We start from the raw sequence: 13,372 nt of genomic DNA, 5'->3' as shown, positions 1-13,372 counted from the left end.
CAGACATGCAGCGCAGCAGTGAACGTATGACCCGAACCATGAAGCCCCTGATGACCCTGTGCTGCGTGGCCCTGCTGGCCGCCTGCACACCGCCCTCCGGTGAAGCCCAGGCCACGGCGCCTGCAGCAACCACCGGACAGGCCAACACCGACGGCAAGGCGGCCAGCGCCCCGGCAGCGGCCGCCGGCAGCAGCACCGCCTGCGCCGATTCGGCATCACCGGCGCAGACCCTGATCTGCAACGACCCCGCCCTGTTGAAGCAGGAAGGCGAGCTGGCCAAGGCCGAAGCCACCGCAAGCCAGACCCTCGATGCCGCCGGCAAGGCCAAGCTGCAGGCCGAGCAGCAGCGCTGGATCCAGCACACGCGCGATCTGTGCAGCGACGCGCACTGCCTGCAACAGGTATTTGCCGACCGCCTCAAGGTGCTGTCGGCCACGCGCGACGGCCTGGTCGACCAGGACGCCTGCGAAGTGCCCGACGGCCAGCAGCAGTGCGTGGACATGCTGGTGCTGCGCGACCCCAACAGCCAGCTGGCGACCTTCAACACGCTGCTGGGCGAAAACGGCCAGGAAGGCCGCCTGCTGGGCTGCACGGCGGCTACCAACATCGGCGGCGGCCAGAATGCCCAGCTTGCGGCCAACTGCACCCAGGAAACAGCCAGCGGCAAGCGCAACGTGCAGCTGTGCAGCAACCAGATGGTCGGCCAGTTCGCCATCGAACCGGCGCCGGCCGCCTACGGCACCGAGGCCACCCGCCAGCTGCTCGGCTTCACCCAGCAGCACTGCGCCGGCTGATATCCGCCGGCCAGGCCCGGCTCCTTTTTCCTCATTGAAGGACGATCATCATGGCAACGGATTCCACCCTCACCCGCGAGCAGCTGTCCACGCTGTTCCTCAACACCGAGCTGGGCGGCAACACCCGCCATCTGGACCATTTCGCGTACGCCAAGGAAGGCACCAGCACCTACTCGTTCGGCCTGGTGCAGTTCGACGTCGGCGGCAACCCCCAGGCCAGGCGCTTCCTGCGCGACAACGGCTTCACCAACGGTGACATCGAACTGCTGTCCCAGCAGGGGGGGCTGAGCACGCAGCAGCTGGCCGCGCTCGACGCCAAGCTGCAGGCCATCCCGCAGGCCAACATCGATCAGCTCACCAACGCCAAGCTGGACAGCGCCATCGAGCGCGTCGACGACGCCATCGCCAAGGTGCGTGCGACCAACCCGGCCGCCGCCGATGCCATCGTGGCAAACCCGGAACTGCAGCTGGCCATGGCCGACTATGACAACCAGTTCGGCAGCATGGGCCCGCAGTTCATCAACTATCTGGCCGGCAATGCGGAAAAACTGCAGGGCGGTACCGTCCAGGCCGGCGATCCCCCCACCCGGGCCGACGTACAGACCTTCGTCGATGCAACCAAGTACGGTGTCCAGTCGCCTGCGGCCGTGACCAGCCGCGATGAACGCTTCGACACGGCCATGACCCAGCTGGGCATTACCCAGACCCATGCACCCTCACACGGCTCGCCCACCACACCCGGTGCGCAGGCTGGTAGTGGCGTGCTGGTGAACGGCGCAAAGGGTGATGAGGTGCAGGCCATGCAGCAGAAGCTGGCCGACCTCGGCTACACGGGCAAGGACGGTGCACCGCTGGTGGCCGACGGTCACTTTGGCCCGGGCACGCTGCAGGCAGTCCAGCAGTTCCAGCGCGATCACCAGCTGACGGTGGACGGCAAAGCCGGCAACGGCACCCTGGGGGCGCTGGATGCGGCGAGCCAGCAGCGCCAGCAGCAGGCCGAACCTGCGGCGCCCGCAGCAGCACCGAGCATGGCTACGCCCGGGCACGCCGACAATCCGCGCTACCAGCAGGTGGTGGAGAAACTGGAAGCGCTTGAACAGCAGCGCAGCCAGGGGGGGCTCTCGCCGCTGTTCCATGACCGCAACCAACTGGAAAACGCGGCTGGACAGGTCGCCTACGAGTCCAAGGTCGTCGGCATGTCACAGGTGGACACCGTGGTAGCGCGTCCGGATGGTCAGGGCGTGTTCGCGGTGCAGGGCCAACTGGGTGATCCTGCAGCACACCGCACCTACATCGACCTTGCGCAGGCGGTCGGCCAGGACCTGCCGTCCAGCACACGTCAGAGCGAAGCGCTGAACGCCGAACAGACACAACGGCAGGCGCAGGAACAGGCACAAGCGCAGCAGCCGATGTCGCGTTGATCTGCGATGGATCGGGTGGATCCACGCATGGCGTGGATCCATCTACCGCAGTGCATCGTGGGAGTGATGAGCTTTCCGCCTCGGGATGCCGGGAAGCCGATGCGTGTCGCCAGCGGATGCAGCAGTAGCCTCGGTCAAGTCATCAGCAAAGCGCCGCGCTACGATTCCCCCATGACCCCGGCCATCAACCTGCTCAAGCGCGAGAAGATCGCCCATACCGTGCACAGCTACGTGCACGACGCCCATGCCGAATCCTATGGCGGCGAAGCCGTCGAAAAGCTGGGCTTGGACGCGACACAGGTATTCAAGACACTGCTGGCCAGCACCGAAACGCATGAACTGCTGGTAGCGATCGTGCCGGTGGCCGGCCAACTCGACCTGAAAGCACTGGCCGAAGCCGCCGGATGCAAGAAATGCGAGATGGCCGCCGTCGATGCCGCGCAGCGCGCAACCGGCTATCTGGTCGGTGGCATCAGTCCACTGGGGCAGAAGAAGCGCCTGCGCAGTTTCCTTGATGACAGCGCGCGGTCGCTGCCAACCCTGCACGTCAGCGCGGGGCGGCGTGGTCTGGAAGTGGAGCTGGCCCCGGCCGACCTGTTGCAGCTGACCGGCGGCCATTACGCCGCGATCGGCAGGGCCCGTTGATACGCTGGCCATGGTCCGCATCGCCGCCACCGCGGCTGGATGATGCGCAGGCTGACGTGCTGCTGCAGGATCTGCTGTCGCGCGATGCCAGTCGTATCCATGCCGCCAGCAGCCGCCTGGCTCGGTTGTTCAGCGCCGCTACGCTTGATGCACTGGCGCCACATGCCGAACGCATCGAACACGCCTGCAATGGCGTGCAGTTGGGCGGGGCACTGATCAGCAACGATGTGCACCTGAAAGCCGCACTGCGCCGCCTGCGCTATTGGCGCGAACGCAGCGGCTGCCTGTGCGCGCTGTATCCGGAGTATCTGTTCTTCGACCCACGCCGGCTGATTGAACACGGGCATGTACAGCTGCTGCAACTGGGCGTGGCCAAGGACGGCTGGGGTGACCGGCATCGGGTGGCCTGCACACATTGCAGCCAGCAATGGGACGCCACTGACCGCGAGTACCACTACCCTTGGTGGGAGTGGATCGTTGTGACCGATGATTGAAGCCACGCATGGCGTGGCTCTACTACCGCGCACACGGGGCAGATCCATGCCATGCGTGTATGGCTGCTACTCCACCAGTTCATAGCGCATCGGTACGCGCACGATGCTCAATTCCGGCACTGCACTCTTCGCGTCGGTGCGGGTGAAGCGCCAGCCGCGCAACTCTTCCACCGCCGCCTCATCCAGCAGCGCATGGCCGCTGGACGTCTCGACAACCACAGCGGCAACCGCTCCCTGCGCATCGATCAGCGCCTTCAGCAGGCTGCGGCCGGAGAGCCCCTGCTCCATGGCTTCGCGCGGATAGCGCGGCGACTTACCGCGCGGTGGCGTCCAGGGAATACCTTCGCCCGCGAACAGGTCCCGGCTGCTGCGAGCCACGCAGTGCTTCGGCAGGCGCAGCTGCAGCGATACCCCCACCTCGTCCACGGTCACCTCGGCGGGCGCTGCACAGGCCTGCTGGGCGAGTACCACCAGCAACTGTTGCTGCCGAAGCAGCGCCTTGCCATCGGCCGCCATCATTTCGACCACGCAACGACCGTCCCTTGGCTGCATCGACAGCGCGGTCACCCCCGCATCGCGCAACCCGGACACAGCCGCCAGCGGTGAACAGGCCGTCTCAGCACCCGGCGTTGCCGCCAGCACCCCGGTAGCCGGCAGCATGCCTGCCAGCAGCAGCGCAACAATCCTTGCCCCGATACCCATGCCCGGCCCTCCGTGCGTTTGCCTGCCCGATCATAGGGCATCCGCGCGAACCGGCATGTCAGGCTCGGATCCGTCTGTAGATCCACGCCATGCGTGGATGACAGCGACCGGTTACGGGCGCCAGTTGGCGTTGCTCTCCCAGAATGCCACCGCACGCTGGTACGCCTCGCGATCCAGCGGCACGCCCGAACCGCCCTCCTCCACGCCCAGCGCATTGCGCATCATGGTGATCGGTGCCATCGGCACTTCTTCCGGTTCGGCGGTGTAGATGCAGCCGACGATGCCCCAGTCCGCATCAATGGGCGAGCCCTCCTTGGCCAACTGCCCGGCGCTGTACAGGATCACCACCAGGTAGTTGGCACGCGGCGATTCCACGCCCTCGAACCAGCGCACCAGCACCGGCAGTTCCTCGCGGTTGCGCGCTTCGTAGCCACTGCGCAGCTGCTGCCGGTTGGCCTCGGTGATCGGTACCGTCAGGCAGCGCGTGCTGGTCCAGTTCTCGTACACGAACAGTTTGCAGAACGGTGCATAGCCATCGAGCACCTTCAACGGCGGATGCGCGTTCAGATGCGCCTCGAACTGCTCGGCGCTGCAGTCCTGGATGGTGTTGCCGCGCGGCACGCGGGGGAACAGGCGGGGGCGGGCGAAATCGGTGAGGACGATGGACATGGCGATGTGATGCGGGAACAGGGACTCAGGTTAACCGCCGGCGTGCTTGAAGTCTGCTTCACATCTGCCGCGCAGACTGCGCCGCACACCCGAGGAGAGACGAGCATGTTCCGATTCAACCCGAGCCACGTGCTGGCACTGGTCCTGCTGCCATTGGCCGTTGTTGCGGCCCCCGCTCCCCCAGAGCCGCCGCGCGTGCTGCTGGTGGTCAGCAGCGAGGGCCGCGACCAGGGCAAGAGCCGTCCCGGTTTCGAGATGGACGAGTTCGCCCAAGCCTGGTTGATCCTCAAGCGCAACGGCTTTGCCATCGATGTGGCAAGCCCCCGCGGCGGTGCCGTGGAAGCAGACAAGTACAACCCCGCCGAAGCATTCAATGCCGCGCTGCTTGCCGATCAACAGGCCGTTGCCAAGCTGGCTGCCACGCTTCCCACAGAACAGCTTCGTGCCGCCGATTACCAGGGCGTACTGGTGATCGGCGGCAAGGGCGCGATGTTCGACCTGCCAAGCGATATCGCCCTGCAGAAGACCATCGCCAGCATCTGGGAACAGGGCGGCGTCGTTGCGGCCGTGTGCCACGGCCCCGCCGCATTGGCGGAGGTACGCCTGGGCAATGGACGCCCGCTTGTGCAGGGCCGGGCGATGACCGGTTTCACCGAGGAAGAGGAAACCCAGTTCGGCAAGCGCTGGGCGAAGGAGTTCAGCTTCCAGCTGGAGCCGCGCATGCGCGAACTGGGGGCGCACTGGCAGGAGGCACCGCTGATGATGCCCAAGGTGGTGGTTGATGGCCGGCTGCTGACCGGGCAGAACCCGTTCTCGACCGCGGCCCTTGCCGATGCCTTCGTGCGTGCCAGTGGTCGCACTCCAGCAGCGCGCGAGCCCTGGCGTGACGAACGCAGCATGGCCCTGGTCGAGCAGCACCTGCAGCAGCGCGATGACAGCGCAGCGCGGCAGCTGGCAGAGCGCAGCACCGATTTCCATGTGGAGCTGATCGGCATGCTGGGGTACGTGCAGCTGCAGGGCGCAGCCGATGGCACTCAGGTCGCCAATGCACTGGCCATCATGCAGCTGGCCCGCCCGCACATGCAGGAACCGCGACTGGACGTGGCCATCGCCGATGCGCACTGGCGCCTTGGCAGGACGAGCCAGGCACGCGAGCAGTTGCTGGCACTGCTGGAAAAGCAGCCGCAGCTGGACGAAGCTAAGGCTCTCCTGGCCCGCATGCAGCCCTGATCATGGACGCCGAGCGCCTGCGCCTGCTGTTGATCGAAGACAACCTGCCGCTGGCCTCGGCCATCGTCGACCTGCTGCAGGCCCAGGGCCATCAGGTCGACTTCGCCGCCGACGGCCAGGTCGGCCTGCGTCTGGCACTGGCAACACCACCGGACGTGCTGCTGCTTGATGTGGGACTGCCAGGCATCGACGGCATCACCCTGTGCCGGCGGTTGCGTGAATGCAGCGACCGCCATGTGCCGGTGTTGATGCTGACTGCACGCGATGCGATCGACGACAAGCTGCAGGGGTTCGCCGCCGGCGTGGACGACTACCTGGTCAAGCCGTTCGACGATGCAGAGCTGCTGGCCCGTTGCCTTGCCCTCGCCCGGCGCCATCGCGTGGGCCAACCGAACCTGCTGCAGATCGGCGCGTTGAGCATCGACCGGCGCAGTGGCCAGGCCTGGCGCGCGGGCACGGCGCTGGAGCTGCAGCAGGTTCCACAGCGCATCCTGCTGGCGCTGGCCGAAGCCTGGCCGCGCACTGTCACCCGCAGCGAACTGGTGCAGCGCCTGTGGGGAGATGAAGCGCCCCCCTCCGATCCGCTGCGCTCGCATCTGTATCTGCTGCGCCAGGTACTGGACCGGCCATTCAACGGTGAGATGCTGCGCACCGTGCACGGCGTCGGCTTCCGGCTGGAGGCTTCGCCATGAAGCGGCGGCCGATCCAGCGCCTGCGCCGCCGCCTGGTCGTCGCGTTTACGTCCTTCACCCTCTTCATTGCTGCGGTGTTCGGGCTGTATTCGCTGGTCTTCATGTACGCCGTGGAAGACAGCGTTTTCAATGCACAGCTGGCCCGTGAAGCGAAGGCGCAGCTCGCCGTCCATGCAGCTACGGGTCGATGGCGGGCGCCGGGTGATGCGGCCATCCGCCTGTATCAGGACACGAGCGCGTTCCCAAGCGATCTGCAGACCGCATTCACCCAGGAGCCGTGGCGTTCTGAATTCAGCGGCAACGAGGGCCGGCACTACCACGTGCGGCGCATGGATCCGCCACCGCCGTCACCACCTGCCTGGCTGATCGCCGAGGTCAGCTCTCAACTGGCGGTGCGTCCGATCCGCGATGACGTGGTGGCCCTGCTGGCCGGTACCGCGCTGGTGATGGTGCTGCTGGCGATCCTGCTTGGCGTGTGGCTTGCACGGCGTGGTACTCGCCCTCTGTACACGCTCGTAGCACACGTGGAGGCGTTGCCACTGCTGCCACGGGAAGACACCGCGCTGGCTGCTCACTTCGACGATGACGAGATCGGTGTGCTGGCGCGTGCCGTGGACCGGCTGTCCGCCCGGGTGGCCGCCTTTGTTGCCCGCGAACACGCCTTCACCCGCGATGCCAGCCACGAACTGCGCACACCGTTGGCGGTGATTTCCAGCGCTGCCGGCCAGTTGCTGCACGAACCCGGGCTGTCCGAGCGCGGGCAGCAGCACCTGCAGCATATCCGCCTGTCCGCGCTGCAGCTGCAGCAGGCGGTGGCGGCACTGCTGGCCCTGGCCCGCGAGGACGAGGCGGCACCCGCCGCGCAGGTGCGTCTGGTGCCGCTGCTGGAGCGCGTCATTGTTGAACAGGCACCCCTGCTTGGCGCACGGCCGGTGGAGGTGCAGATGACGTTGACCGACGATGCAGCGCTCTGCGCGCCGGAACCGGCGCTGCGCATGGTACTGGCCAATCTGATCGGCAATGCCTTCGCCCATACACCGCTGGGACATGTGCGTATCAGCATGGAAGCAGGAGAACTGTCGGTGTACAACAGCACCGGCAGCGACGCATCCCTTGGCCACTGGCCCGATCCACGCCCGTTCGAAAAAGGCGAAGACAGCCTGGGCAACGGTCTCGGCCTGGAGATCATGCGTCGCCTGTGCGATCACCATGGCCTGCAGCTGCGGATCGAACGACACGCCCTTGGCGTGCGGGCGATCCTGCGCGGCTTGCCGATGCCGGGATGATCGCCAACCGTGTGGTGCCGCCTACAGCGCCATCCGCTCGCGCAGCTCCCGTGCCTGCCGGCGCGATACCTCGACTTCGCTGCCATCATCCAGCGCCAGATCGTAACCATCACCGATGCTCGGCGTGACCGCACGGATGCGCCGCAGGTTGACCAGCGTGTTGCGGTTGGCACGAAAGAAAAGATCCGGCGGCAAGCGTGCCTCCAACGCACTCAGGCTGCGGGCCAGCAATGCGTTCTGGTCGCGGAACCACAGCCGCGTGTAGTTGCCATCCACCACCAATCGACGGATCTCGGCAACGGCCACGAACCAGCAGCGCTCGCCTTCCCGCACGAACACCTGGTCCTGCGCGCCCAACGTGCCGTGACCGCTTGATGCTTCGGTATTCATCTCCGCATGCTGGCGCGCACGCTCCAGCGCCTCCAGCAGGCGCGGGGCTTCCACCGGCTTCACCAGGTAGTCCAGCGCGTTGGCCTGGAATGCGCGTACTGCGTAGGTGTCATAGGCAGTGACGAACACCACCGCAGGCACCCTTTCCAGCCCGTCCAGTACATCGAAGCCGCTGCCGGAGGGCATCTGCACGTCCAACAGTACCAGGTCCGGTGCCAGCGTGGCGATGGCCTCGCGCGCGGCCGGCACGTCGTCGGCCTCGCCCACGCACTGCACCCACGGCAACGACGAGAGCAGCATACGCAGCTCCTGCCGCGCCAGCCGTGCATCGTCGACAATCAACACACGCAGCACGGCCGTCATTGCGGAATCTCCAGCAGGGCCTGCATACGGTCGCCGATCGGCTGCAGGGCGAAACGACCACGCGTACCCAGTTGCGTACGCAGGTAGGCCAGGCCGACACCATGGCCAAGGGTGGGTTCATTGGCGTTGCCAAGCGGGTTGTCCACCTGCAGGCGCAGCAGGCCATCTTCCAGCGACGCGCGGATATGTACCTCTCCGCCGCCCGCGCGGCTGGCAATGCCATGTTTGATCGCGTTCTCAACCAACAGCTGTAGTGCCATTGCAGGCAGTTGTGCCTGCACAGCTTCTGCGGCGATCTCCCGCCGTACCTGCAGACGCTGTTCGAAGTGGATCGCCTCGATGGCCAGATAGTCATCGACCACCGCCAGTTCCTCGGCCAGGGTCACCTGCTCGCTGCGGTTGTGGGCCAATGCGTGGCGCAGCGTGCGCGACAGGCGGGTGACCATGTCGCGGGCACGCTCGGGGTCCTCCAGGATCAGCGCGCGCAGATTGTTCAATGCGTTGAACATGAAATGTGGATTCAGCCGCGCGCGCAATGCATCGCGCTCCAGCGCGCTGCGCTCCGCCTCCACGCGCAACCGCGCCAGCTCGCTGTGGCGCGCGCGGCGCAGACCATGCAGGCCCGCCCACAGGCCCGTCCACATCAACAGGAACAGGGCGGTATTCATCCAGTACAGCACGACCGACGACAGCTGGTAGTCGGCATGCCCACCGGGCAACTGCACCCAGCCAAGGGCCAGCGCCGGCAACAACAAGGCCGCCGTCAGCCCCTGTGCAATGCTGGCGCCGACCACCACGCCAGCTGCCAGCTTCAGCACCAGGCTGCCCAGACTGCCATCCCACCAGCGCTGCCGCAGCGCGACTGAACGCAGCGCGCCGCTGCACAACCACAGAGACACGGCAATGCTGAGGGAGATCAACACCACGCCGCTGAACAGCGTGCCGCCGCCGACACGCACCCCCAGCCACAGGCTGTACGTCGCATAGCCTGCCCACGCCAACGCGTTGAGGGTCCAGAAGCGGCGGGATGGCGTGGTTGCGTCCATGGGCAGCCTCGGTGGTGGAGGGAAAGGCATGCAGCGATCAGGAATGCGTGGCGAGGAAGCGGCGCACCTGCGCCTGCAGCCAGCGCGGATCATCCCACATCAGGAAGTGGTAGCCCTGTGCGCTCATCTCGATCTGCACACCCGGCAGCTTCGCGTACTGCGCCTGGAACTGCGCACGGGTACTGGCCTCCGTACCACCCATCGACTGATAAGCCGCCCAGCTGCCCAGCACCAGGACCGGCGTGTGGATATCGGCGATGTCATCACGCAGATCGCGCACCAGCATGGAGTACATCGCATCGGCCATGCTCGTGCGATCACTGTCGCGCCCCCAACGCTGGAGCTCCGGCAGATGCTGCATGCTGCGGGTCAGGGCCTTGGCGGTCGCGTCGTTGCGTGCATTGAAGCTGGCCTCATCGGCCGCCAGCAGGCCTTCGCGCAGCTGCCCGGCCATCATCCCCACGTTCTGCGCGGTGGCCTGCGGGTTCATCACCGCCGCATAGAACGGCAGCGAATCCACGATCACCAGTGGACCGACGGCATCGGGTGCCTTCAATGCCATCTGCATCGCCAGCACGCCTCCCAGGCTGTGGCCGATCACCGCAACCTTCGACAGGTGCTGCGCCTGCAGATAGCCCAGCAGTTCATCGCGCATCGCCGGCAGGAAATCCGCCGGGCGCGGGTGCGCTGCCGCAGCACCGGCAAAGCCCGGCAACTGCACGAGGTGACACTGCACATTCTTCAGCGCCAGACAGGTCTCGCGCCAGACCTCGGCACTGCTGTTCAGGCCGGGAATCATCAGCAGCGGACGCCCCTTGCCGACCACCTCGACCTGCACTGTGCCTGGAACGGCGGCCTTGTCGACGGCGGTGGCATGGGCCGGGCCCGAGCCAAGCACGGCCATCGCCATGCCGACCATCGCCAGCCGGGCCATTGCCTTCATCGCGTACCAGAATGCCAGGAAGATCTTCATCGTCTGCTCCTTCATCGGGTGGGTGGTGCCGGGAATGGGGCCAGCGTGGCTCCGCTTCCGGTGCCCCGGTTGCGATTGCGGAGCAACGGCCCGTCAGCGGGGCGAACGGTCGCCCGCACGGGATGGTCGACCTCACACACTCATTGCACATCCATCTTGATGAAGCGATATACTTATCCACACCCGCCGCCGCCGTCCGTGCCATGACCGCCATCAGCTTCGAGTTCTATCCGCCCAAGACCGACGAACAGCGCACCCAGCTGGACCGTGCCGCGGCCAAGCTGAAGGCGTATGCCCCCGAGTACGTGTCCTGTACCTTCGGCGCAGGTGGCTCGACCCTCAGCTACACCTCCGAGACCGTGCGCCATCTCAACCAGCACCACGGCTTCGAGGCGGCCCCGCATCTGTCCTGCGTGGGCGGCACCCGCCAGGAGATCCGCGAGCTGCTCAAGCTGTACCGCGCCATCGGCTGCCGGCGCCTGGTCGCGCTGCGCGGCGACCTGCCTTCGGGCATGGGCTTCCCCGGTGACATGCGCTACGCCTCCGAACTGATCGCCTTCATCCGCGCCGAACACGGTGATGCCTTCCGCATCGAAGTGGGCGCGTATCCGGAAACGCACCCGCAGGCGCAGGACGCCCTGCTCGACCTGAAGCACTTCAAGGCCAAGATCGACGCCGGTGCCGATGCGGCCATCACCCAGTACTTCTTCAACCCCGATGCCTACTTCCACTTCGTCGACGAAGTGCAGCGGCTCGGCGTGCAGGTGCCGATCACTCCGGGCATCATGCCGATCTCCAACTTCAGCCAGCTGCGCCGCTTCTCCGAACAGTGCGGTGCGGAAATCCCGCGCTGGATCAGCCGCAAGATGCAGGCCTACGGTGACGACGCCGAATCGGTGCGCGCCTTCGGCGCCGAAGTGGTAGCCAAGCTGTGCCAGCGCCTGATCGACGGGGGCGCACCGGGCCTGCATTTCTACACGTTGAACCTGGCCAAGCCGACGGTCTCGGTACTGACGTTGCTGCGCGGCTGAAAAGTACGCTGCGTTATCGCAATCGGCGCTACGCTGCGTCGATGAAGCTCGTCCTCTCCCTGTTGCTGCTCGTGCTGCTGCCCGGCGTCTGCGCCGTCGCACAGGCGCAACCCACGCGCTTGAACCGCTGCACCGATCCGCAGGGACAAAGTGTCTACACCGACCGCCCCTGCGACAGCCTGGGTGCGCAGTCCCGGCGTCCTCCGCCGGCGCCTTCCGGCAACACCCTGCAGCGCGACAGCCTCGGCAGCAGCTGCCCGCGTCGGTTGAGTGAACTGGTGCAGGCCTTGCACACGGCGGTCGCCATCGGCGATGTGAACCGGCTCTCTTCGCTGTATCTGTGGGGCGCGGTGTCCGATGCGGGCGCCCAGCGCATTCTTGGCCAGCTGGAATCGGTGGTACGGCGACCGCTGGTGGACGTGGTGCCGGTGTATCCGCGGCAGGATCTGGATGAAGGCGCGGGCACTGCTGCGCAGGTACCGGAATTGGAATCGGAACCGACTGCGCGGCGCCATCCGATCGGGTTGCGGTTGGAGCAGACCCTGCCGGGCAGCGCCACGCGCGCGGCGACCGTGCTTGGGCTGCGGCGGCAATATGGGTGTTTCTGGATCACGCTGTGAGCGGGTTGGGCTGAGCGGTCATCCACGCATGGCGTGGATCTACTCGTCCCTGCGCGGTTTGGATCTGCTCATCCACGCATGGCGTGGATCTACTCGTCCCTGTATGGCGTCGGATCGGTACCCGTGTCAGGGCATCAGGCCGGCCACAGGCCGCGGATGGCGGCGATACCCTGCCCACCATGACGGCGTGCCTCGATCACGTGCTGCGGCGTCATGCCGCCAAGCGCGTAGATCGGCAGCGAGACCTGCGCGCGCATCGCGGCGAAGGCCTCCCACCCCAACGGCACTGCATCGGGATGGCTCGCAGTGGCCTGCACCGGGCCCAGCACGGCGAAGTCGCAGCCCAGCCGTTGCGCGTGCAACAGCTGCTCAAGGTCGTGGCAGGAGGCGGCGACCAGCTGCCCGGCCGGCAGCGGGCGTTCCTGCAGTGACTGCAGCTGCTCGCTTCCCAGGTGCACGCCGACGCCCAGCGTGCGTGCCAGTTCGATATCGCGGTTGAGCAGCCACTGCACACCGCGCCGATGCGCGCGTACGGCCTGCTCGATCATGGCCTGCCGCTGCGGATGCTCGACCGGCAGGCGCAGCTGGATGCGTTGCTGACCCGATGCGACCGCCTGCTGCAGCTGGCCGTGCCAGCGCTGCAGGGCGCCTTCATCAGCCTCTGGCGCTGGGGTGATCAGGTAGCAGTCCGGCTGGCGCAGCACGGCCACCACCGGCAGGTCGGCCGGCGGCATGGAATAGCGGACCAGCTTGTCCGGCGCCACCCAGGTGATGGCCTGGCCCTCACGTCCACGCGGGGTGCCCTTCCAGCTGCGTACGTGACGCACCTCCAGGGTCAGGTCCTTGTCCGGGTAGCGCTGCGGCACGTCCATGATCCACTCGCCCACCTCGGCCTCGATGCCCAGCTCCTCGTGCAGTTCGCGCGCCAGCGCCTGCTCGGAGGTCTCACCGGGCTCGCGCTTGCCGCCCGGGAATTCCCAGAGGCCGGCCATGTCGCGGCTTTCGGTACGGCGGTT

Annotated in this window: 15 protein-coding genes; 9 read left to right on the top strand and 6 right to left on the bottom strand. The window is 66.7% G+C overall.

Features of this window, described 5'->3' with window-relative positions:
- Nucleotides 1–26 precede the first annotated feature (26 nt).
- The 4 genes from DBR20_RS19780 (at nt 27) to DBR20_RS19765 (ending at nt 3,354) form a co-directional block, all read left to right on the top strand.
- Entirely contained in the window at nt 27–794 is a 768-nt protein-coding gene (locus DBR20_RS19780; protein ID WP_229978811.1) for a lysozyme inhibitor LprI family protein, read from the top strand.
- A 50-nt stretch (nt 795–844) separates the two neighbouring features.
- Nucleotides 845–2,215: a peptidoglycan-binding domain-containing protein gene (locus DBR20_RS19775; RefSeq protein WP_108267882.1), complete on the top strand. Its 1,371-nt coding sequence runs from the start codon at nt 845–847 to the stop codon at nt 2,213–2,215.
- A gap of 171 nt (nt 2,216–2,386) precedes the next feature.
- Complete coding sequence (ybaK, locus tag DBR20_RS19770; protein ID WP_108267880.1) at nt 2,387–2,860, top strand: Cys-tRNA(Pro) deacylase; 474 nt, start codon at nt 2,387–2,389, stop codon at nt 2,858–2,860.
- Nucleotides 2,860–3,354, top strand: coding sequence for a hypothetical protein (locus DBR20_RS19765; protein WP_108267896.1), 495 nt, complete (start codon nt 2,860–2,862; stop codon nt 3,352–3,354). Before ybaK ends, DBR20_RS19765 begins: the two co-directional genes overlap by 1 nt.
- A gap of 66 nt (nt 3,355–3,420) precedes the next feature.
- On the opposite strand, the gene DBR20_RS19760 is transcribed toward DBR20_RS19765, so the two are convergent.
- Nucleotides 3,421–4,056, bottom strand: coding sequence for an energy transducer TonB (locus tag DBR20_RS19760; protein WP_108267878.1), 636 nt, complete (start codon nt 4,054–4,056; stop codon nt 3,421–3,423).
- A 111-nt stretch (nt 4,057–4,167) separates the two neighbouring features.
- Entirely contained in the window at nt 4,168–4,725 is a 558-nt protein-coding gene (locus DBR20_RS19755) for a DUF3228 family protein (protein WP_108267876.1), read from the bottom strand.
- 105 nt (nt 4,726–4,830) lie between these two features.
- Between DBR20_RS19755 and DBR20_RS19750 the strand changes: the two genes are divergently transcribed.
- Genes DBR20_RS19750 through DBR20_RS19740 form a run of 3 tightly spaced genes read left to right on the top strand, consistent with a single transcriptional unit; the run spans nt 4,831 to nt 7,933 of the window.
- Nucleotides 4,831–5,955 (top strand): type 1 glutamine amidotransferase domain-containing protein, encoded by a 1,125-nt coding sequence (locus DBR20_RS19750; RefSeq protein ID WP_108267874.1) that lies wholly within the window; start codon nt 4,831–4,833, stop codon nt 5,953–5,955.
- 2 nt (nt 5,956–5,957) lie between these two features.
- Nucleotides 5,958–6,647 carry a response regulator transcription factor gene (locus DBR20_RS19745; protein ID WP_108267872.1) on the top strand — a complete coding sequence of 230 codons (690 nt, stop codon included), beginning with the start codon at nt 5,958–5,960 and terminating at the stop codon, nt 6,645–6,647.
- Nucleotides 6,644–7,933 carry a HAMP domain-containing sensor histidine kinase gene (locus DBR20_RS19740; RefSeq protein ID WP_108267870.1) on the top strand — a complete coding sequence of 430 codons (1,290 nt, stop codon included), beginning with the start codon at nt 6,644–6,646 and terminating at the stop codon, nt 7,931–7,933. Before DBR20_RS19745 ends, DBR20_RS19740 begins: the two co-directional genes overlap by 4 nt.
- 21 nt (nt 7,934–7,954) lie before the next feature.
- On the opposite strand, the gene DBR20_RS19735 is transcribed toward DBR20_RS19740, so the two are convergent.
- Genes DBR20_RS19735 through DBR20_RS19725 form a run of 3 tightly spaced genes read right to left on the bottom strand, consistent with a single transcriptional unit; the run spans nt 7,955 to nt 10,705 of the window.
- Complete coding sequence (locus DBR20_RS19735) at nt 7,955–8,686, bottom strand: LytTR family DNA-binding domain-containing protein (protein ID WP_108267868.1); 732 nt, start codon at nt 8,684–8,686, stop codon at nt 7,955–7,957.
- Nucleotides 8,683–9,732 carry a histidine kinase gene (locus DBR20_RS19730; protein WP_108267866.1) on the bottom strand — a complete coding sequence of 350 codons (1,050 nt, stop codon included), beginning with the start codon at nt 9,730–9,732 and terminating at the stop codon, nt 8,683–8,685. The genes DBR20_RS19735 and DBR20_RS19730 overlap by 4 nt, the downstream gene beginning before the upstream one ends.
- Before the next feature lie 37 nt (nt 9,733–9,769).
- Nucleotides 9,770–10,705, bottom strand: coding sequence for an alpha/beta hydrolase (locus DBR20_RS19725; RefSeq protein WP_108267864.1), 936 nt, complete (start codon nt 10,703–10,705; stop codon nt 9,770–9,772).
- 203 nt (nt 10,706–10,908) lie between these two features.
- Between DBR20_RS19725 and metF the strand changes: the two genes are divergently transcribed.
- Both metF and DBR20_RS19715 read left to right on the top strand, forming a co-directional pair.
- Nucleotides 10,909–11,736: a methylenetetrahydrofolate reductase [NAD(P)H] gene (gene metF / locus DBR20_RS19720; RefSeq protein ID WP_108267862.1), complete on the top strand. Its 828-nt coding sequence runs from the start codon at nt 10,909–10,911 to the stop codon at nt 11,734–11,736.
- Between the two features lie 41 nt (nt 11,737–11,777).
- Entirely contained in the window at nt 11,778–12,356 is a 579-nt protein-coding gene (locus tag DBR20_RS19715) for a DUF4124 domain-containing protein (RefSeq protein ID WP_108267860.1), read from the top strand.
- Between the two features lie 134 nt (nt 12,357–12,490).
- Here DBR20_RS19715 and DBR20_RS19710 read toward each other — a convergent pair.
- Nucleotides 12,491–13,372 (bottom strand): Nudix family hydrolase (locus DBR20_RS19710; RefSeq protein WP_258223433.1); only part of this gene is annotated, 882 nt, incomplete at its 5' end.

The organism is Stenotrophomonas sp. HMWF023 (assembly GCF_003060985.1).
Lineage (GTDB): Bacteria > Pseudomonadota > Gammaproteobacteria > Xanthomonadales > Xanthomonadaceae > Stenotrophomonas > Stenotrophomonas lactitubi.
The sequence above is the reverse complement of the archived record's forward strand: the minus strand, read 5'-3'. Positions and strand labels throughout refer to the sequence as shown.